This window comes from Flavobacteriales bacterium (assembly GCA_020635855.1).
Lineage (GTDB): Bacteria > Bacteroidota > Bacteroidia > JACJYZ01 > JACJYZ01 > JACJYZ01.
The window spans coordinates 1,023,437-1,044,691 of the sequence record JACJYZ010000002.1 but is presented as its reverse complement, the minus strand read 5'-3'; the positions used below and the strand labels follow the sequence as shown (position 1 = coordinate 1,044,691).

20 protein-coding genes are annotated in these 21,255 nt (G+C 49.4%); all 20 read right to left on the bottom strand.

Annotated features, from left to right (window positions below):
• Window positions 1-29 precede the first annotated feature (29 nt).
• The 20 genes from H6585_04340 to H6585_04245 all read right to left on the bottom strand — a co-directional run bounded on the left by H6585_04340 (window position 30) and on the right by H6585_04245 (window position 21,250).
• Complete coding sequence (locus H6585_04340) at window positions 30-764, bottom strand: CatB-related O-acetyltransferase (protein MCB9447555.1); 735 nt, start codon at window positions 762-764, stop codon at window positions 30-32.
• Complete coding sequence (locus H6585_04335; GenBank protein MCB9447554.1) at window positions 751-1,845, bottom strand: hypothetical protein; 1,095 nt, start codon at window positions 1,843-1,845, stop codon at window positions 751-753. The genes H6585_04340 and H6585_04335 overlap by 14 nt, the downstream gene beginning before the upstream one ends.
• On the bottom strand, window positions 1,842-2,588 hold the full coding sequence (locus H6585_04330; GenBank protein MCB9447553.1) for a sulfotransferase domain-containing protein: 747 nt from the start codon (window positions 2,586-2,588) through the stop codon (window positions 1,842-1,844). Before H6585_04330 ends, H6585_04335 begins: the two co-directional genes overlap by 4 nt.
• Window positions 2,589-2,630: 42 nt before the next feature.
• Window positions 2,631-3,236 carry a hypothetical protein gene (locus tag H6585_04325; GenBank protein ID MCB9447552.1) on the bottom strand — a complete coding sequence of 202 codons (606 nt, stop codon included), beginning with the start codon at window positions 3,234-3,236 and terminating at the stop codon, window positions 2,631-2,633.
• Window positions 3,233-4,138, bottom strand: coding sequence for a hypothetical protein (locus H6585_04320; GenBank protein ID MCB9447551.1), 906 nt, complete (start codon window positions 4,136-4,138; stop codon window positions 3,233-3,235). The genes H6585_04325 and H6585_04320 overlap by 4 nt, the downstream gene beginning before the upstream one ends.
• The gene (locus H6585_04315) at window positions 4,131-5,294 is read right to left on the bottom strand and encodes an acylneuraminate cytidylyltransferase (GenBank protein MCB9447550.1); all 1,164 of its coding nucleotides are present in this window, start codon (window positions 5,292-5,294) and stop codon (window positions 4,131-4,133) included. Before H6585_04315 ends, H6585_04320 begins: the two co-directional genes overlap by 8 nt.
• Window positions 5,287-6,171, bottom strand: a complete 885-nt coding sequence (locus H6585_04310; GenBank protein ID MCB9447549.1) for an N-acetylneuraminate synthase family protein — start codon at window positions 6,169-6,171, stop codon at window positions 5,287-5,289. Before H6585_04310 ends, H6585_04315 begins: the two co-directional genes overlap by 8 nt.
• A gap of 27 nt (window positions 6,172-6,198) precedes the next feature.
• The gene (locus tag H6585_04305; GenBank protein MCB9447548.1) at window positions 6,199-7,344 is read right to left on the bottom strand and encodes a glycosyltransferase family 4 protein; all 1,146 of its coding nucleotides are present in this window, start codon (window positions 7,342-7,344) and stop codon (window positions 6,199-6,201) included.
• A gap of 38 nt (window positions 7,345-7,382) precedes the next feature.
• Entirely contained in the window at window positions 7,383-8,303 is a 921-nt protein-coding gene (locus H6585_04300; protein ID MCB9447547.1) for a hypothetical protein, read from the bottom strand.
• 13 nt (window positions 8,304-8,316) lie between these two features.
• Window positions 8,317-9,168 (bottom strand): sulfotransferase, encoded by an 852-nt coding sequence (locus tag H6585_04295; protein MCB9447546.1) that lies wholly within the window; start codon window positions 9,166-9,168, stop codon window positions 8,317-8,319.
• A complete protein-coding gene (locus tag H6585_04290; protein ID MCB9447545.1) occupies window positions 9,165-10,229 on the bottom strand; it encodes an NAD-dependent epimerase in 1,065 nt (354 codons plus the stop codon). The genes H6585_04295 and H6585_04290 overlap by 4 nt, the downstream gene beginning before the upstream one ends.
• Window positions 10,230-11,018 carry a hypothetical protein gene (locus tag H6585_04285; protein MCB9447544.1) on the bottom strand — a complete coding sequence of 263 codons (789 nt, stop codon included), beginning with the start codon at window positions 11,016-11,018 and terminating at the stop codon, window positions 10,230-10,232.
• Window positions 11,019-11,029: 11 nt separating this feature from the next.
• Entirely contained in the window at window positions 11,030-11,980 is a 951-nt protein-coding gene (locus H6585_04280; GenBank protein MCB9447543.1) for a polysaccharide deacetylase family protein, read from the bottom strand.
• 5 nt (window positions 11,981-11,985) lie between these two features.
• Window positions 11,986-13,062: a hypothetical protein gene (locus H6585_04275; GenBank protein ID MCB9447542.1), complete on the bottom strand. Its 1,077-nt coding sequence runs from the start codon at window positions 13,060-13,062 to the stop codon at window positions 11,986-11,988.
• A gap of 2 nt (window positions 13,063-13,064) precedes the next feature.
• A complete protein-coding gene (locus H6585_04270; protein ID MCB9447541.1) occupies window positions 13,065-14,501 on the bottom strand; it encodes an MBOAT family protein in 1,437 nt (478 codons plus the stop codon).
• Window positions 14,502-14,574: 73 nt separating this feature from the next.
• On the bottom strand, window positions 14,575-16,332 hold the full coding sequence (locus H6585_04265; protein ID MCB9447540.1) for a hypothetical protein: 1,758 nt from the start codon (window positions 16,330-16,332) through the stop codon (window positions 14,575-14,577).
• Between the two features lie 2 nt (window positions 16,333-16,334).
• A complete protein-coding gene (gene alr / locus H6585_04260; GenBank protein ID MCB9447539.1) occupies window positions 16,335-17,825 on the bottom strand; it encodes an alanine racemase in 1,491 nt (496 codons plus the stop codon).
• A gap of 18 nt (window positions 17,826-17,843) precedes the next feature.
• Entirely contained in the window at window positions 17,844-19,451 is a 1,608-nt protein-coding gene (locus H6585_04255; protein ID MCB9447538.1) for a hypothetical protein, read from the bottom strand.
• 9 nt (window positions 19,452-19,460) lie between these two features.
• On the bottom strand, window positions 19,461-20,366 hold the full coding sequence (locus H6585_04250) for a hypothetical protein (GenBank protein ID MCB9447537.1): 906 nt from the start codon (window positions 20,364-20,366) through the stop codon (window positions 19,461-19,463).
• Window positions 20,363-21,250: a class I SAM-dependent methyltransferase gene (locus H6585_04245; GenBank protein ID MCB9447536.1), complete on the bottom strand. Its 888-nt coding sequence runs from the start codon at window positions 21,248-21,250 to the stop codon at window positions 20,363-20,365. Before H6585_04245 ends, H6585_04250 begins: the two co-directional genes overlap by 4 nt.
• Window positions 21,251-21,255: the final 5 nt, after the last annotated feature.

Sequence of the window (21,255 nt, the reverse complement as noted above, 5' to 3'; positions counted from 1 at the left end):
CGCTTGCAAATATGGTTGAATGAAATGAATCATTGATGCGAATGGGCGGCAATTTTATCCAGGGCTTCCGTCAATGCATCCATGAGGGCATCGTCGACCGGCGTTTGAAACAGCGCTTTGATTTCAGGGAGGCGCTCGGGCTCCATTTCCCACCAACGTGATTCGAGCAGACGCGCTATGACAGGTTCCGGGAACCGCTTCCTGATTTCCCTGGCTGGCAGGCCACCCACTATGCTGTAGGGTTCCACATCATTCACCACCACAGACCCCGATGCAATGACACTACCCGTACCGATGCGGACACCATCTTTGATATAGCAATTGAATCCCACCCAAACATCGGATCCGATCTCAACCGTTTTATGCTCGTTATGCAGCACCTTGTCTGTGAACTTCTGTGATCGCCAGGGCAGATAGGGATTATAAAACAAGGGACTGGTACTGACAAAATGCAGGGGATGCTCGCCATGCGCCACTATGCTTCCGGGTCCGAAGCTGCAATAGCGGCCGATGTTGGCATATGCAATGTTGGTTCCATCCTGGAAGTATGTATATGCGCCCACTTTGCAATGGGCGAGCTTCCCTGAACCGAACAACTTGTTGAACCCTTCGAACTCACAATCCACCACGCGGTAGCGAGGTGACACGAAGACGTCCAATCCCCGCTTTCTCAAATCGGCTTCCACCATTTTATTGGCGTACATCTGTTTGACCAGCGGCAACAGATCACGTCTGAGAAAGGACAAGAAGCTAAACAATCTCATTCAGTTGATTCAACAGAGGCTGGAAAAACCGGGAATAGTTATAATTCTTTTCATAAAACTCCGGGATGTTCTGCGCAAGCATCTGCCTGCGACCGAGGGCGCGTTGAATGACCGCATCAATATCTTCTTCACCATCCCAGAACACCCCCACACCTTCCGTCTCAAAGCGCCTGAAATCATCCACATTGCCCGCAATCAAAGGTAGTTTATTTTTCAAATATGCGCCTATCTTGCCACCTGTGGGCGCATTCACCACCTCCTTGGGAATGCTTTGATCGTATAACACCAGACCCAGGTCTGCAGAGCTAATGGCATAATTCAGCAGGTAAGACGGCAGGGGCATGGTTGACAGTTTAATAAAGGGGTGATCTTGAAAGAGCAAACTCCCTTTGGACCGGCCCTGCAGCACCATGTGATAAGGCTTATCCCGGAACGACCTGGTTGCTTCGAAAATCTTCTTTGCCAACGACCACTGGAGGGTTCCAACCAATAACACAATCGGCTTGTCATCCAATCCGAACATATCCCGGTAAAAATGACTTTGCAGATGATCTGCTGCTCCCGGCGGTGCATTGGGGATCACAAAACAAGTATGATCATTAGGCAACCGGTTCACTTCCTTCTGGTACCGGAAGCGTTCTTCTCCGAGAGCAATGGTACACCAGGCCCTGGCATTGATTTTCCTGTCTATCCGCTTCAGCTGGTGTATGTTTTTCAATGCATGATCGTTCACTTCGGGGTCGAATACTTCATCTGCCAGGTAGATCATTGGAATACGTCTCAGGCGGGCCACCCTGTTCGCCAATATCGCACCCATGACCGGTGTACCTACCACCGCGTCATACCGCCGGTCTTGTTTGAGCAAATGCCTGATCCAGAAGTCAGCTTTCTGCCATACCGACTGGGGAAAACGGAACAACCGGATGCGGGTATCATAAAATGCAGGAGGCGGGTTGAAAGGGTTCTCAATATGATACAGGTCTACCAGATAACCGCCTTCCGCAAAATGACGGGCCAGTTCAGTGAAGCAATAATGCGCATCCACATAAGGCCTGTCCAGAAATAGCGCTACACGTTTCAAACCGATAGTTTTGTTTTCAGCCGCCGCCATCCGTAGCGGCATGAGGCCTCCAGTTTACCAATGGTCAACGGGTATCCGTTTTTCGTCATCCAGGCTCCTATGCTGTGTTCTATGAATGCAATCTCCCCACGGGTAAGGTATTGTTCGTAATCTCCGCTTTCTCCGCTTTGAATGTGATTGCTGTGCAACAGGGAGCTTCCCGACACCATCTGCCCCTGGATTTCCAACACTTCCCCTTCCCCTGCTTTTACGGCTTCCATCCTTTTCTTTTGCGCATCGATGGAGAATGCGGCCGCAATCGATGCGACCTGAGAGGCATTCAATTCCTTTGCCCCCAGAAATGCAGCCAGTTGACCGGTTGCCGTTTCCAGGTCTTTGTTGAAAGTCTCATACTTGGCGATGTGCACCTGATCGAGGGACGTCCATTTCCGAAAGTTATTCACCAGTTTTTGCAACATGGCCCAATCACACACTTCATCGAAGGTTTTGTCATTCTTGCGCATCAGGGACACGACCACATCCCTTGCATCCCGGTAAGAGTACACGCATAGTTTCCGGGGCAACTGATCAAACGACTTGAGATATGCGTGAGACTTGATCACATAATACCGGTCATCCGGCTTGGTGCGAATCAGTTCTTCCATTGATGCATCGTTCACCCAGCCTTTGCCTTCGCCCAGACCCGCCGTTTCAACAATCTCTTTTGCGAGTTGATATTGCAGGGTAGAACCCGATCTTTCCATGCCACCACAAAGTACCCACATATTTATCCGTTCAATGGATGGTTAGTTTGCATTTGCCTCCATCCGGGTCAGTAATGTCTGACGCCCTGTCCACTCCACTATGTAACCGTCTTTCCTTGCTTCCGGAATAATCAGGGAATGCTTCCAGGGAGCCATATGGTCTGTATCATCAATCAGGATCATGCTGGTAGGCGCCATTTTTTCCCTGGCATTCTGGTATGCTTTCAGGTAATTTTCGGCGCGGTTCATGCCTTCCACCGGCATGCCGTCTTCAGGGGTCCAAAAATCAAGATACAACAGGGATATCTGTTTGTCGTATTCGGTGAGAAACACCAGGCCGTCCTGAAGAAGCGGCTTGATCCGGTTATCTTTCTTCACCAGCGGCTCAAGTGATGTCAGTTGTTTTTCATCCAGGTCCAGTGCGTAAATTTCTCTCGCACGGGTTTTCACCCAATAGCGCATGCTATCTCCGGACATTTTTCCCTGCAGGCCGGAGCCGATCTCGACGATCACGCCACCGTTGATCCTGTTGAACATCTGCATGGTTCGTTTCAGAGAATAGGCAGGGGTAAAACGCCTGTACCAGGTACCATTCTTCCGTATCGGGATCATGCCGTGGAAGAGCATCAAATACATCATTCGGATCATAGGGTGGTGGGTTGTTTTCGGGCGAGTATGTCTTCAAAACTCTCCCTTGGGAACACATTCAACAGGCTACCGGGCGTGACGTTCACTATTTCCGTGCCCGACTGGTTGGCCACTTCCTTCACCTGCTTGTATATCTGCCACATGTTCTTGTAATGAGCACCGATGACTTCAAGATCGCGATGCTCACCCCATTCGTTGTAGCCGCTTTGCACGAGCTTGCTTTTATCGGCTTCATAAAAATGCTTGTACTGGTCGAGATGCAGGATCATGTCATGGTCAAACCCCACCAGGTATATTTTTCGGATGCCTATGTACATGGCCAGGTACATGGCTGCGTGTGCCACTGTTTGCACTTTGGGAATCGGCTTGGAGAAATTAAACGGATCGGTCATGCCTGCGGGGAATCCATGGTTGGTGACATAATACCGGCATTTATTCTCCGGGAACCGATTGTTGGCAGCCACGATCCGGGCATCGGTCACCGACATCATGACCTCGGTTTCCGTGTTGTCTTTCAGGTTCGACTCCAGGTCCTGCAACCAGGAATTGAACTGCGCTTCGGTAATGGGATGATGGGACGGTGCAAACAGGTGGAACTTTGGGCGGATGGCACGGAAAGCGTCATGCACAAAGAAGTTGCTTACACTCAGACAGAACTCCCCTTTCAGCCTTACCAGATCCATTTTGTTGATGGAGGGTCCGCAAGCGAGGATAAAGCACCGATCTACTTGTTCATAGGCCCGATGCAATGATTCATTGGTCCTTATCAGTTTCTTCTGTTTGGTTGTCAACCGGAGACCACCCAACGGGTCTGATGCCTTGGCAAGCCGGTCCAGCCATCCGGCAGCGATGGCTAAGCCCACGCTTCCTTTTCTCAACAACCGGTACCGAACACTATCCATATTGATATGTTTCCAAAATATACGTCACTAATTCTCTCACAGCTCCGCTTCCACCGGATCGTGTGAGGTGCAGAATCCCCGGAACCTGCCTGACGGTTTCCAGCGCATTGGCCGGACAAGCAGGAAGTCCGACTTTCCTTAGAACATCCAGGTCGTTGATGTCGTCTCCTATATAGGCCACTTCATGCCATCCGACCGACTCTTTCCTGCATATTTCTTCGGCAACTTCGAGTTTGTTTTGCACTCCCTGGTGAAGGTGATCGATCTTGAGTTTTCGCGCCCTTCTTGCTACAATCTCTGTATTTTCCGAAGTAATGATGGCGGTCTTTACGCCTTTGCCGCGCAAAAGTTCGATGCCCTTCCCGTCATGGGTATTGAACTTCTTGAGTTCATCACCCTTCTCCGAGTAGTACATGCCTGCATCGGTCAGTACACCGTCCACATCCATCATCAGCAATTTGATCGTGTGTGCAGGTTTCTGATATGTCTGGTGTTTCCGCATCAACTGCTCCGCCACCAGCCAATCCGATTCTTCATCGATTTCAACGGCTGTATACTCGAGCATTTCATATACACCGATGCTACCTGAAAGACGGTTGTGATCGCGCAAAATGTTGGCCACGGTATTAATGTAAAAGGCACCGTTCTCCATCAGCTGCCCGGAAAAATCCTGTCTTCTGGGACGTTCCGCAGGATTATAATTCACCGCAACGCCATCTTCCGTCCAGAAAAAACGCTTGGTTCTGACCACGCTCAGGAGCGAATCCTTTTCACCTGACCTGAGCAACTTCAAGGCCCGCTCTATGTCTTCAGAGCCGGTAAGCGGACTGGTGGCTTGCGCAAGAATCATCACATCCTGGCCCTCCGACTGACTTTGCCGAAGGTATTCCATCATTACGCTTTCGGTTGATGAATGATCGCGCGCATTTTCTTCCGACCTGCGGTACACTTCCACTTTTGCCAGCCCGAAGCCGTTCACCAGCGCTTCCAGTTCGTTGCAATCAGTGGCAACCACAACCCGGTCTACAGACGCCGCATCGTGCAATGCTTTCACGACCCAATACACAAGAGGCTTGCCGCAAAAGTTCTTTCCGTTCTTAAAGGGAATGGACTTGCTGCCACACCTCACGGGCACAAAGCCGAAGACCTTAGGCATGCTTCCTGAACTTTAACTTGTCACGCTGCACCTGCTCGATTGGCAGGATCTCTTCTTGTTTGTATCTCAGGGATTCGTGGGTGGCATTCAGGTCACGGATCAGTTTTTTGAGGCCGTTGGGTTCAAGCGAAGCGGCATGATCCGTTCCTTTCCAAGTGCGGTCTTTGGTGAAATGTCTTTCCACCCATCGGGCACCCAGCGTATATGCGGCGTTGTCGATGGCAATACCCAGGTGATGTCCGGAAAAACCAAAGCCGATCACGCGTCCTTCATATTTCTCCCGCAGTTTCAGAATTTCCAGGAGGCAAACATCCTTGAAAGGAACCGGATACCCAGATGTACAATTGTAGATAACCAATCGGTCCTTTGCATCTCCCTTCTCCTCGAAAAAGCGCACCACTTCTTCCACTTCATCCGACGTGGTCATGCCGGTAGACAAATGCACCTCTCCTTTGAACTCATCACGCAGCACCTGCAAGAGTTCGGTGTGGTTGTTACAGGCGGAGGGCACTTTGAGGAACTTCGGCTCAATGGCGATCATTTCCCTTGCGGAAGTGACATCCCATACTGAAGTTGAATATTCAATGTCGTGCTGTTCACAGTATTTTTTCAGGTCTGCATGCTGTTCCTGTGAAAGTTCCAGGAACTCCCTGTGCTCGCCATATGTATCGCCGTAGGAATGCATCTGATTGGGATGCGGTGCATTGTATTGTTCCTCCGTCAACAACTCCTTCGGATTTCTTTTCTGGAACTTGGCCACATGTGCATTACATTCCTTGGCGATCCTGATCAGCTCCTTGGCAATTTCGAATTCACCCTTATGGTTGCAACCAATTTCAGCGATTACAATGGGCGACTCATAGCTTTTAACGAACATAGAATTTTGAATTTGAACCAAAGATAATTAAGTAGAAAGAATATCAAGGATGGCTTGTTTGTAACGCGACCTCAGCTTTTCGCATGAAAACTCCCGCCAATACGTTTGACGGGCTTGTTCCGCCATCTCCTGCGAATGTTTGGCATCCGAAACAAGCCTCCCGAAACAGGTTACCAAAGCCTCGGTCTGATCCATCGGAAAAAGCAGGCCGGTGATTTCATGTCGGATCAGTTCCGGAATGCCATCCACGTCTGAAGCGATCACGGGTGTTTTCAGGGCCATGGCTTCAAGCACCACCCTTGGCAATGCCTCTGCACGTGAAGGCACCATCATGACATCTGCGGCCGCGATGTAGGAAAGCGCCTCATCGCTTTGCCCGGTAAACACCACCGAACCCTCCAGGTTTTGTTCCTGCAATTGTGTTCTTATGAAATCACCGAATTCATTCCGGTCGTTGCCTACAAAGTAAAGCTTGAGCGAGGGCTTTATTTCAACCATTTGCGGCAGGTACCGAATCAACAGGTCCTGCCCTTTTCGCCGGCTGAAACTGCCCACACACACGAGTGCGAATTCTTCGGGTGTCATACCCAATTTTTGCCTGAGTTCTCTTTTAGAATGTTTCTGAACTTCAGCAACCTTGTGCTCTTCGCAACAATTGGGAATGTACCAGGATGGGATCTCTCCGATGCGTTTGTTCTGACGCCACTCATCCCTGCAGTTGCCGGATACAAAGATGAGGAACGGATAAGACGCAAGTGCCTTCTCAGCCCATGAGAGGGACTGGTTCCCATCGGTAAAATGACGCGGCGACTCCCGCACGATCATGACTGCCGGAGCATTGATCTGCATGTCTTCCCTGAGTTCATGGCTGGCCAGGCTGTTCACCACAATCAGGTCCGGATGCATGGAGCCGAATGTGCTTTTATTGTAGGCTTTTTTCTGCCTGTACCTGTACCATGCCAGGGGAAAACCCAAACCAGGTGAAGGAAATGGATTTTTCACGGGGGGCTTAACCTCATGTGCATTTTTCAGGAAATCATCGGATGCACCGACGATCACTGGGCTCACCACCTTCACTTCCGGATCAATCGCCTTCAGCACCTCATACACGTCCAATGCAGACTTGGCCACGCCGTTGGTATTCCCGATGGTTCTGCTTACATACAACAACATACATGCGAGTTGATACAGGAATTCACATCAATATCTTTCTATCTGTTCAGGTAATGCCAGGTTTTTTTCAGAAAAGCCTTTACCAAATTCGGCCTGGGTCTGTATAATGGCAACAACGGGTTCATCTCGATCTCAAAATTTTTCAGGTCATCATCGGGCTTATAGCCCTCGATCAGGTGATCCGCATACGTGGCATGCAAGGGATCGGTTATATGTTGTTTTTCCTGAAAGGTTTCCAGTCCTTTGATCCGGGTGATGCTGGTTTCGAAGTGATCCCGGTTGATATACACCTGTCCTTTGTGCGAGATCCCGTCCAGGAAACCGCGGATGGCAACCTGGTAGTCAGGGTCTGTTTCCGCCATTGCCTTCCAGCTTTTCAATAACACATCCCTGAATTTCTCAAACTTGTGTGCATGCACAAAAGCCTTCCGGTAGATATCCATATAATACTGTTCGAAGTCATGCACACCAAACACCTGTTCTCCGTGCACAAAAGGGTGGCCAATCTTCTTCATGGATACAAAAGCTGCGGATTCAGGTCGGAGGGATGAACCTTCCTCAGGTATGAATGCCATGGCTTTATCAAGCAAAGACGTGCGGTAAGCATGGGGGCCACCCGACTTGGGTATACAGAACAGTTTGTCAAGAATCCGCCCTTGCACTTCGAATACTTCCGCAGGCTGGGCATTCGCGAATGAAACCAGTTGCCGAATGGCCCGTGTGGTCAGGATCACATCGGCATCCAGGCCTATGGTCCATTTCAAACCCATTTCCATGCCCACACGGTAGGTGGCCCGAACGGCATTGCTGAAAGGTCGTTCCTTCACAATGCGCACATGCCCTTCCGGTACCTGTGCACATACGGCTTCATGGCACTGTTTCTCCGTGCGCTCCGAGACACTTCTGATGATTACACTGACGTCCTGTACCATGCTTCCATTCAAATCATATGATGTCACGGAATTCCACCTGCTATTGGTAATTGAAATATGTCAGCATGGGCATGGCTTCCTTTTCGAAAGCGGCTCGTTGTTCCGGAGTAAGTCGACCGGCCTGTATCCTATTGATTCCGGGTTGCAGAACCGATGCAATTTCTTCCTGTCCGAACCAGTATTTCCGGTTTAACTCTCCGAACCTGGCTTTGTGGCTTCCGTCTTCCGCCAAGGTACGTTTCACCTTAAGGCGCAATTTCTTAACCGTTTCCGGTTTCAGTGATGCAAACGAAAAGAGCTCCTCGCCCACCCGGAACGGTTCTGCCAGCATATCTTCAAATTTCACCACCCTGTAATTGGGGTATTTTTGTGCATCCTCCAGCATGCGCTCACAGTAAGTTCGGTAATACCGTCCTACCTCTTCCGCCTTCCTGTTTCCGTTTCGCAGCCAACTTTCCGCAATGGCGTAACCGTTTCTAATCAACCCTATGTTATACACTTCCGAATAAACCCGGTTCAGGAGGCCGGTCATGCGAATGTCTTCGTTCACTCCTTTCACGCACAACACGCTGTTTTCAACTTCTTGCCTGTTGTAGGGCACTCCTTCCTCGCGGAACCGGTTGTCTTCATCTGTAGCATTTAATATTTTGCAGCGCTGCAATTCATGTTTCACCATGGAACGCATCACTGTTCCCACTACAGGCCAACTGAATCTTCGGCTGTAGACCAATTTGCTAACGATTTTGTTTTTGCCGGACCGATTGCCGAAGATTTCATTCAGCTCATAGGTAGACGAACACACTTGCGGGTGAGACTGAAGAATGTTCCACAAGACATTGGTTCCTCCTTTGGCAAACCCGTTGATCAGGATCCGTTTTCCCGGGTCATTCATTCGGAGACGCGCTGCAATTTGTAGTACGATTTGTACCAGTCCACAAATGAACCAATGCCTGCTTCAATTGTGGTATTCGGCTGGTATCCTGTAAGGTCTCTGATATGGGACACATCCGCATAAGTCTCTACCACATCGCCAGCTTGAAGTGGCTGGGCATCGATGATGGCTTTTTTGCCGATCTTATCTTCAAGAATCTTGATAAAATCAAGCAGTCTCACCGGCTTATTGTTACCCACGTTTAGAATGCGGTAGGGTGCGGAGCTGACATCGGGGCGTTGTGCGGTATGATCGTAGTCGGCGTTCGGCAACGGCGGTATAGGCACAAGGGACACCACGCCTTCCACAATATCCCCCACGTAGGTGAAGTCGCGTTTCATTTCACCGTAGTTGAACACCTTGATGGGTTTCCCTTCAAGGATTGCCTTTGTGAAAATGAACAGGGCCATATCGGGCCGGCCCCACGGACCGTACACGGTAAAGAACCTGAGGCCCGTTGCCGGAAGTCCGTACAAATGGGCATAGGTATGTGCCATCATCTCATCCGCTTTTTTGGTGGCGGCATAAAGTGAGATCGGGTGGTCTACATTGTGTTCTTCGGAAAATGGCGCCAGGCGGTTCAATCCGTACACCGACGAACTGGAAGCAAAGACCAGGTGTTCGGGTTGATGGCGTCGGCAGCCTTCCAGTATATTGAGAAAACCCGTAATGTTGCTGGAAACATATGCGTGGGAATTCCGGAGGGAGTACTGCACGCCGGCCTGTGCTGCCAGGTGAATCACGTAATCGAACTTTTCCCCTTCAAAAAGCCGCATCATGGATTCGTAGTCCTCCAGGTTGAGCTGGATGAACGCGTGCCCTTCGGATGTTTCCACTTTTTTCCCGTAAACCAACGCACCCGGCTCGATGCCTTGTTGCCGAAGCCGGTCATGCTTCAGATCAACATCATAGTAATCATTTACGGCATCCAGTCCCACCACCCGATACCCGAGTGAAGCCATTTTCCTGGCCACATGAAAACCGATAAAACCGGCATTTCCAGTTACAAGCACTTTCTTCATTCAAACATAATTAAATACGGCTGATGCTTCTGCAACTTCGCGATCGAACTCTCTTCTTTCACCGGCGGACCATTGATCGAGAACGGTCTTTTTACCTTTTCCCGGCCTTGAAGTTACAATGGCTTCATACCGGACGGCATCCAATTCAGCACTCAACCCCATAAAAGTAATCATCTCCCGGTATATGTCGTAATTAAGGTCTTCGATTCGAACGATAAACCGGTCTTCTTCGGGCAAAGCAAGCAGTTGCCGATGGATCGACATATTAACTGTATTCCACATCCAGGCGATCTTACCCACCTGCGACAAATCAAGCCAGGGCTGTAACTGTGTCCCTCTTGGAATGATCCTGCCGAAGAAGTGGTTTGTGCGCATGCCGTATTGAAACCCGGTTGCCCGGGAAGGGTCATCATGAACCGGATTTTCGGTATACCACCCTTTCACGATGTGTGACCTCACCACATCCACAGGGTTCCTGATGATATGTATGAAACGTGCGTTCAGTTTCTCGGAAAATTCTTTTACATGAAACGACAGGTAAGGGTTGGATTCGAAATACACGAACCCATTACCGGCCGCCTGATCAATATGCGCTTTGCGATGCCGGATCAACCCGGCATCATCCACGTTCAGTTCATTCCATTTGCAGTATCGGTAAAAGCTGTCGCCATCGAGGTCTACAATGTGGTGCGCGGCAACGTTTTTCTGCGGTTGCAACAGGCTTTCCAACAAGTGCGTACCGCATCGGCCGGTACCGATGGCAAAAACCGGTCTGTTCAACTTATCCATATTACTTTGACTCAGGCTTTACGATGTACAACTTCCGGATGGTCATGGGGCATAAACCTGTTCACAAAGATCAAATTCTTTCCGATAATACCGCCGGTTTCATTGGAATGGATGGCCGAGGGATTATGCCCGGCAGACAGCAGACATCCCTGATAACCCGATTCGATCAGCAAATCAATGGTTTCCGGGTCATAGCTTCCGCCGTTTCCAAATGGAATGGAAAACGCGCGTGACACTTTCACTCCCATCCGCTTCAGGTCCTCTTCGGCGGTACGGACTTCAAACAACTGTTCCTCCAGGGTAAGGCTCGCCATTACATAATGGTGAACGGTATGGTTGCCGTAGGAAAGCCACGGCGTATCTTTCAGGTCTTCCGCGCGCAGGTACAACCCGTCGCTGTCCAGGTTGAGTTGCGGGTTCACCTGACCGAGAAACTCCCTTAACCATTCACGTATCATGCGACTGTTACAAACAGATGGATCTTTGGTTTGCCGGTAGAACCCTTCAGGCATTAATGACACCGGTTTTTCCGAACGGAGGCTAACGAAATCAATGAAATCCTGCTGGCGTTTGTGACTAATGACATACCGCACCTGGTCCCTCCAAAAAGCATTGCCTTTGATCAGATCCGTGGTCAGGTACAAAGTGGCATGAACCTGCAGGTCTTCAAAAACCGGCAGTGCATGATCGATCACGGAACGGTATCCGTCGTCGATGGTCACCACACATACCCGGGCCCTGGTTCGGGTGTTTTCCAACCACTCATCAACAGAAACGAAGGCATAGCCTTTTTTCCGCAATCCGCTCAGTTGTGCGTGGAGTTGAGTCGGACTGACGTTATGAATATGGTTATTCAGGAAAGCATGTGTTGGTTGCGGATCGAAGGCATGGTACAGCAAACACATCTGCCTGGGAAGCTCCCGCTTCTCCCCACGCAACCCTTGTCTTATCTTTTCAAGCATCCGCTTCACTGCTTCTGTTTTTGGACATTCACAATGTCTGAAAATGCTTTTGCGAGACGACGCGTGAGCAACGCCGAGCCTTCCGTATTCAGATGCCCTGCCCCGTCAAACGAATAACTGACCTGGTAAAACTCCGGGTTTTTCCACGGGTTGGCCATATCAATATAATGATCCGGCGAAATCCGTTCCAACAGTGGGCGAATCTCCCGGTACCAACTCATCCTACTTTGCGGTGCAACAAAGAATATCAGATGCACATTCCGCTCATCACTGATACGGATAAGTTCTTGCAGCACTCCCAGGTGAACCGAATTGTAGCGGTCTAGCCTGAAGGTATCGCTATACGCTTCGATGGCTTCCTGCCTCAACACCTCAAGGTTTGAGGTATCATTCAGAAACCTGGCCCTTCTGGTTTTGATCTCACCTTCCTCTTCAATACGCTCTTCCAGGAACTGACATCCCCTTTTGCCTTTGCCCAGATTGGACACGTCGTACACCTGGTTTTGCCATGACGGGCTTCCGAAGATGTGCTGAAGATCGGAGCCGTTCACATTGGCAAAGCAATGATGAATCCACCCGGAAGATAATCTGCTGACCAGGCTATTTTTTTCCTGAAAACTCTGGGATGAATGTGCCAACAACCAGAGCGCTTTCAAATATTGAGAAGAAGTTAACCAATACTGGCCGCGTTTGGTATTGATGACATTACGGGACAAGTTCACCGGACCCACTTCCAGGATCACGTACTTCAGGTTAGGCACGAAATCATCATTCAACATTTGGCGATACAACCAGTTTGACTCCGGTGTAAAAAGAGCATTCACAGCCAGGTTGTAAGACCTTGTTGCCTGGGAGGTCCGGCAGGCCGTATCAAAAACAGCGGGATCCAATTGCCTGTACACGTGGCTTGTTCCGATGAAGAGTGTATTGGTTCCCTGCAAACTGCTATCGGTCAGCAATTGTAAGCGCTTATCGTGGTACACCTCATTGCCGTTCCAATAAGGCAACATGGCTGTCATTGCTTGCAGAACCAGAAAGACCAGCAAGAGCAGCAAACCCGATTTATACAAAAACTTAACCACGGTCAGAATTGAAAATAGATAAAACTTCTCTCCTTGCTGAAAAACGCGAAGACCAAGATGGCCAGGATCACATATACCAACCACCTGACCCATATCGGAAGTTGATCGATTCGCAGAGGATGCACCCGGTTTCTCTGCAGCCACTCGGCACCTACCAGGATCCCGATCCACCCGAGCAGACCTTTCCTGATCAATGGAGAATCAGGAACAGACAACAGGGAAGAGGAACACATGCGGTTCAGATACCCGAAGGCATCCCCGATGCTTTGGGCACGAAAGAAGACCCATGCAACAACCGTCAACACAAACGTGACTGAAATCAGCGCAAACGTGCGCATATCGGGGAACACTTTACCTTCACAAATTCCACCCTGGTGATGGCGGTTGACATTCAGCATCATGAGCGGCAGAAAATACAGGGCATTGATACCTCCCCAGGCAATGAAAGTCCAATTGGCACCATGCCAGAAACCACTGACCAGAAAAATAATGAAGATGTTGCGGATCTGATTTCCCTTGCTGCCTTTGCTTCCTCCCAAAGGAATGTAAACATAATCACGAAACCAGGTCGACAGGGAAATATGCCAGCGACGCCAGAATTCCGCTATGTCCCTGGAGAAATAAGGATACCTGAAATTTTGCATCAGGTCAAATCCGAACAGCCGCGCCGTGCCGATCGCAATATCCGAATATCCGGAAAAATCGCAGTAGATCTGGAACGCAAAGTAAACCGCACCGAGAAACAACACGCTCCCGTGCGCTGATGAGTATGCGCCGAAAACATGATCCACATCCACCGATAACTGGTCGGCTACCACTACTTTCTTGAAAAAGCCCCACAGCATCAAACGCAATCCGTCTACCGACTCCGCATAGTTGAACTTCTTCTGTCTTTCAAACTGAGGCAGCAGGTGCTCCGCCCTTTCGATCGGACCTGCAACCAGCTGGGGAAAGAAGCTTACGTATGCCAGAAAAGTCACCACATCTTTGGTAGCCGGCAATTTGCGCCTGTACACATCAATGGAATAGCTAAGGGTTTGGAATGTATAAAAACTGATTCCTACCGGCAAAATGAGTTGCAGGGACCAGTCGCCGGTATGTACACCCAATTGGCCGAGTGCGCGGACAAGCTCATGTACAAAAAAATTGTAGTACTTGAACATCCCCAGCAAACCGATGTTGGTCACCAGGCTGAGGGCGAGGAGCCATTTGCGTTCGGACTGCCGTTCTGTGCGGGACAATGCCAGGCCAACAAAAAAATCAACCAGGGAACTGAATGCGATCAGGGCAAGAAAACGCCAATCCCACCATCCGTAAAAGATGTAACTGACCACCAACAGAAAGGTATTCCTGGCTGTTTTGTGATGACTGAACACGCCCCAATACAATGCGAACACCAACCCGAGAAAGAAGATAAACTCAATCGAATTGAAAAGCATTGCAAAGAAGTAAAGTTAAACGATTCATCGGGTGCCGGAAAAAATCCGTGCCTGGAATAACATGCCTAACGCATTATTTCAAGGCACGAGAATCTTTCTCAAGTATATTATGAATTTTAAGAATGGATGCCGCCTTGAAACGAAGGTCGGTATAATCAAGCTCAAGAAATGCGGTTCTTTCCGCCATCGCATCAGCGGGTGCTTGTTTTGGCTTCTGTGCAACCGGCACCATCTTCCTGACTATGGAGCCAAGTATGTTCCGCGGCATGCGCCCGGAAGTGACCTGAGCTTGGCCGCCCTGCAGAGGTGTTCCGTTCCATGCAATAAGTGCTTTCAACACTTCATCCGGCAATACTCCTTTGCCCACGCCATTCTGCAGCACCTCCTGCGTATGAAGATCGAGGGCCATCCGGGCCTGTTGCTTTTTCAGGAATTTCTTCAGGCTTTTGTCCACCGCATACGGAAGTTCGGGGCCGTGCATGGACAGAAGTTCCTTTACGATTTTTTTGTTGTTCCGCTGTGCATCGGTGAGCTGCCTGGCCAACCTTGTGACCGAACCGAAGATCAGTGGCCTTTGTGATTCGAAATAGTGACTGCGTGCCAGCGTATAAGGTTGAAGGTAATAAGGCAAATGGAATTCCTGGTGCAACCTGTCACGCCACGCCGAAAGGGTTTCCGCATCTCTTTTCAGATATGTTTCCGGTAAGCGGTCGGGGATCATACCCAGTATGGCCTTGTCTGCATCGGTGCCCGCTTTGAAAAACGAGCGTAGAAATATACCCTGTTTACGGATGACGTGGTTTTCACTGTTCACCACATCGCGACCGAAGGGTTGATCACCCACCAACATGGACCGGCAACCTTTCAGAAAGAAATGTTCAAAGGAGACCACGTTGTTTAGCATTGCCAGCCTTCCGTCAAAAATCTTGAGTGTCTTTTCCCAGATATCCGGGTTAACGTATCTGTCACCTTCTTCGATCAGAAAATGATGTTCCAGGTCCAGTTTTTGTTCCTGGGACAACCGCCTGCTCAGATGTAATTCCGAAAGCGGTTCATCCAGCAGATCGCGGTTCACACCGAAGGTCATGGCCTGCATTTTGCGATCAGGCCCGAACAGGCTACGGAGGTAGTACAACATCATCCGGCTGTCTGCACCTCCGGACAAACCGATGTAATCTCCCGGGGCCATGTGCACCCTTTCCATGGTCTTCATCAAGGCCTGATCCAATATCGCGTGGTAGTCGTTACCCAGTACATCCTTTTCAGGATAGGAATACGTTTGCCATTGGTGTTCTTTGCGCCATTCCCTCCGATCAATGACCAGGGAAGCATCCAAACGCATGGCATGAATTTCCGGATCCCACGCACGGTCGGGTGGCAGGCATTTGGATCCCAGCAACCACGATATGGCTTCAGGGTCTGCCTGAAAAGAACCCTTCATTGCAATGATCAACCGTTGAGAAGTACTGACATACACCCACTCTTGATCCATGAAGTACCAAACCACTTCAGACCCTATGGTATCGGTTCGGATCAGCGCTTTTTCAGGAGTCGCTTCGATGGATAAATGAACACCATCCGGCAGTTCAGAACCCGCTTCATCCGCATCCTGTGTATGTGAATTATGCAAACCGAACAGTGCTTTGTTTCCAAGGTAAATGGCATAGTCGTTCGGAAAAAATTCAACAACAAGGCTTCCGGCAAGAAGGGTTGTTTTGGGTGGATTGTGCTGAACCCCGGCCGGCAGTATAAGCGCATTCAGCTTATCAATTACCGACCTGTCAGGAACAACTTCACCTTTTCTGGAAATGGCGTAGAGAATTACGGACATACTTAATAACTGTACTTGTAGATTTTTTTCACTCGCCTCGAGAAATTTGTAAGGACCTCATTGGGTATCGTACCCAGACGTTCTGCAAGGTCCATGATGGTAATCACATCGTTCACCACGAATACCTCATCCCCCTTTTTCACTTCCAAACCCGTCACATCAATCATACACATATCCATGCAGACCCAACCCACCACAGGTGCTTTCTTACCTTTCACCACCACTTCTCCAACACCATGACTCAGCATCCGCGGGAATCCATCTTCATATCCGACGGGAATCACGGCGATTTCACAATCGGCATCAACCCGCACCGTTCCGCCATACCCCACTGTTTCCCCCTTTTTCACTTTCCGAACAAGGCTTACATAAGTTGAAACGGATACAGCCTGTTGCAATTCATGGGTTCCGGATGCCATACCACAAATACCTATACCTATCCTCACCATGTTCATGGCTTTCTCGGGAAAACGAAGTGTTGCGGATGTGTTGAGGATATGGGCGGATACAGGGTAGCCGGTCAGGCTTTGCACCTCCGTCATTCCCTGATCAAACCGACTGAATTGGGTGTTGGTTAGTTCATCCTGTTCGGGATTATCAGCTGCTGCCGGATTGGAAAAAAGCGACTTGATTCTAAAGCGCGGATCGCTGTGAATCAGCTTAACCGCCGTGGCAATTTCATCGTGGTTCACGCCCAGGCGATTCATGCCTGTATTCAACTTCAGGTGAAGCTGCACGGTTATGTCCTGCACCGGGCTGGTAAGCAACTGCCGGATGGCGTCGGTGCTATGCACAACCGGTTCAAGATCGTACCCGGCAATGATATCCAGGTCATATTGATCGGGCTCAATCACCATGATCGGGAGGGTGATTCCACATTTGCGTAGTTCAACCGCTTCCTCCACGCATGCCACACCGAAGTAGTGAACACCCTTGTCTGACAGGAACCGGGTAATAACAGGCGCGCCCAGGTTATAGGCGTTTGATTTTGCCATGAACATCAGCTTGGTGTGTTCGGGAATATACTTCCGGAATGTAGCCAGGTTATGTTCGATGGCGTTCAGATCCACATACATCCTTTTGGAAGAAGCTGCCGCGTATAACGATCGATAGAGGTCATTTTCGCGATCGGCCGGAGATTGTGATACAACGATCACGTTGGACCGGTCCTGCACGACTTGCTTCAGAGCGGAAAGCAATTGATCCCGGGATCCCATCCGATGTACCGTTACAGACGGAGTCCGTAAGTCCACATCTTCCATTGCCAGGATTGAATTGATGGTTAACGCTTGCTCAGGATCGGTGTCCGACCCGAATACGTGCATCTCCTCAGGTTGTCCGAGCCGTATACCGTCCAGCACCAGCACAAACTGCTCTTTTGCTCCCAACGAACAAATCCGTTGCATGCCTGCCGGACCCAAAACACCTTCTCCTCCCGTATCCACCCAGTATCTCCATCCTGCATCCTCCTTAGCAGAAAATTCGATATTCATTGTATGATATAAATTTGATCAGGTATCCAATATTCCATATATGACATACCTTTCATTTTCAAATTCTTTCCGCCACGTTCTCAACGCATCGGCATAGTCAACCCCCATCGAATCCTTCGCATCCTTTGCAAAACGCTTATCCAACACCAAGGTATTAACATCATACTTATTTACAAAATGGCCCAAATCAGGGGTTGGAAAATTGACATAAACCTCATCATCTTTCAGCCGGTTGAAGGCATTCAGCTTACCGTCTGAGGTGTAGGGGTAGTAAAAGCGGGCGTGCGGATTGGACACAAAAGTACCCAGGGTGAAATTGTCTTTGGTGGGTATAACCAAAGTATTCCGGTTGCTCTTAAGTGCCTCGAAATAGTCTATCAAGGGTTTCATTTCCCCGATAGGTTCTGGTAGAAAAGACCGCTTCAAACGATTCAGATTCAGATACAGAAAATTCATGGCAATGACACACAAATTCAACAGCAGGAACCTGGTCATGAGCACATCCGAATGAGCCGGATCCCACCTCAGGACGTAAACCAGAAACACCACAATCAATGCGGGTGCTCCATAGTCAAAGTACCGTTCGGCCTCCCCAAGCAACTTGAAGGGCCTAAATGAAGTAAGCACGAATGCACCCAATGAGCAACAAACGAGGCCCGCCAAAAATGCCAGCAGGGATTGGTCGCGAAACATCTGCATTCTCTCCGGGTACATAGAAATATCATAAATCATATATACCATCATGGGTACTGAAAGCACCGCTATAAGCAATGTATTATTCCGAAACAAAGACTCAATCGCCCGATCGGGATTTCTGAATATATCGATCGGCAGCTTAAGTAAATCCGAAAAACTATTCCGTTTTGCAACCGGTGACTTTTTCAACCGCAACATATCAAAGTACCACTGGTAATGGTTGATTTTCATCACAAACAATTTATACGTTCCGGTTCTCGGAATAAGTAAACCTATGAGCACCACGCCGAGCAATACAGCGATGGGATATACCGACCAGCTGTACAAAGTCATTCCCAATGAGAACAACACCATAACCTGCATGGCAAACTGGGAAGACATCAGAATCAGCAGGCCGAAAACCAAGCACCCTAAAAAAGCAACAGGATGCAAATACATCATACCGTACAAAGACGCGAAATAACCGATGGAAAGAAAATTCCCCAACGTTCGACCACTGATGGTTTTCAACCTTTGGATCACCGGAAAGAAAACGGGTGTACTGGCGTACAGGATGGCACCCATGAAACTCAAATGATGGGCATCCATACCCATCGGCAATGGCAATGCACCACTTCCAATCAGATATTCCAGCAAGGCATAAACAAACAGCACACCCACGATATCAAAACCAATGCAGGCCATGATTCCGATCAGGTACGCACGGCCCTCCGGAAGCTTGCTTAACACCCAATGAAAAAAATTCGGATAGGCATTGAATCCTTTGATCACACTTTGGAAAGTCTCATACCCACCGATTCCGCGGGTTTTGGCCTTTTTGATTTGCCACAAATGCACCCGGGTATCTCCAGCAGGTACCATTACAAAAGGCAGGCGACTTAAAAAAGAGAACGCAAGCAACAACAGGATATCGATGATCTGGCCCAGCATGCGTCCGCTTTATATCAGATTAAGTTGTCGCAATTGATCACCAATCAGGTCGATACCCAGTCGCACACCCACCGTTTTAAACAACTCATCGGCACGACACACTTTATCACGAAACTCAACCTGCCGAACCAGTACGAGGCCGTCACCTGTTTTCACATACACACCTTTTCCAGGCAGATGTCGAACCACGTGTCCGGGGATTTCCTGGTAAACCTGTACCGGTATTTTCTCGGCATCCAGTATGATCAGTTTCTCATTGCGGTACACGGTAAATGCACCGGGACCTCCGGGCGGGGCGAGCGCCCGGACAAAATCAACCACCTGGTCTGAAGTCAATTCCCAGGAAAGGTAACAATCCCGCATGCCTCTTCTGCCCACATATGTGGCCAGGTCTTCTTCCTGAGGGCGTTCAGGCAAACTGCCCTTTGCATAATCCCTGAGGATAGACACAATATGATCGAGATAGTATGCTTCGATGCGGTCCTTCACTTCACCATAAGTATCCCCATCATCAATCGCGAATGCTTGTTGATGAACAATGGGGCCTCCATCCATGACTTCGTTCACACGATGAAACGTTATTCCTATTTCCTTCTCTCCGTTCAGCATGGCCCAACCGTTGCCGTGAATACCTCTCCACCTGGGCAACAAACCTGCATGCGAGTTGATCACCTTATGTTTGGTCACGAAGTCGACCGGGAGTAGTTTGATGTAGTTGCAAGCGAGGCAAACATCGAAAAGTTCACGGTCCAACTCTTCCAATGTACTCACCAGCTTCAACGCTCCGGTTTCGCCCATATCACTGGTAAGGAATACACGCACGATTTGCATGTCCGGCGCTGCCTGTATCCTTTCAACCACACGCCGCATCAGGTCTCCCCCGCCCATCAATGCAATCCGGATCATGTCCTTCATCCTTTTTGTGATATATAGATATTCACGCGTTTGGCATCCTGCATATCACCCATGCCCAGGAATACATCCTTCATTTCTTCACTGGTTGCATTCAGTTCATCCACAAACATGTTGCGTGAACGCAGGAATGAGATCAGGTGAGGATAAACGGAAATACCCCGTTCGGACCTTAGCCGGAAGCCCGCAGCAACGAGGGCATTCAGTACTCTTTTTCTTGACAACAAGGGCCTCACCAGGAATTCCTCTCCCCATTGCTCGCGGATCACACCGGACCCCGCCACATCCATCATGGCTTTCGGTCCGTTATTAAGCAGTTCCAGTACCAGATCAAATTCCGCGTTGGTCTCGCCGTTGATCAACGTGCCCTCAGCGGCAAGCAGTTCAGCCAGCTGTTTGATGGCAACCTCGTAATCGTTCATCAGATAGTACAAGCTTTCAAATGCCCAGACAACATCGCAGCATCCGGCTTGTAATGGCATGGCCAGCATGTCACTATGCACCAGCATGACCCGTTCTTCGAACTCCGGGCGACCTTCCAGGTACTGATGATAAAGTTTTTGCAAACCGCGATGGGATCCATCCACGGCAATGATATTGGCAGACGTATTTTCCAACAGCCATATCACCGCCCTGCCATCTCCACAACCGGCATCCAGAACGGTGCGTGGAGACATCTCTTTGAAAATGGCCTCCATTTGCTGATAAATAAGCGGTGTATCAAAATATGCGCGGGAACGTGGGTCTTTTGCACGCGAGGCAAAATCGGTGCCTCCTTTCTTCTCATAAAGGCCTACGTTTCCATCGGTGAATGTCTGCCGGCTATATATTCCAACTTGAAAAGAGAAACCGGCATCCTCCCTGATCGCACGTTCTTTCCAATTCATGATCA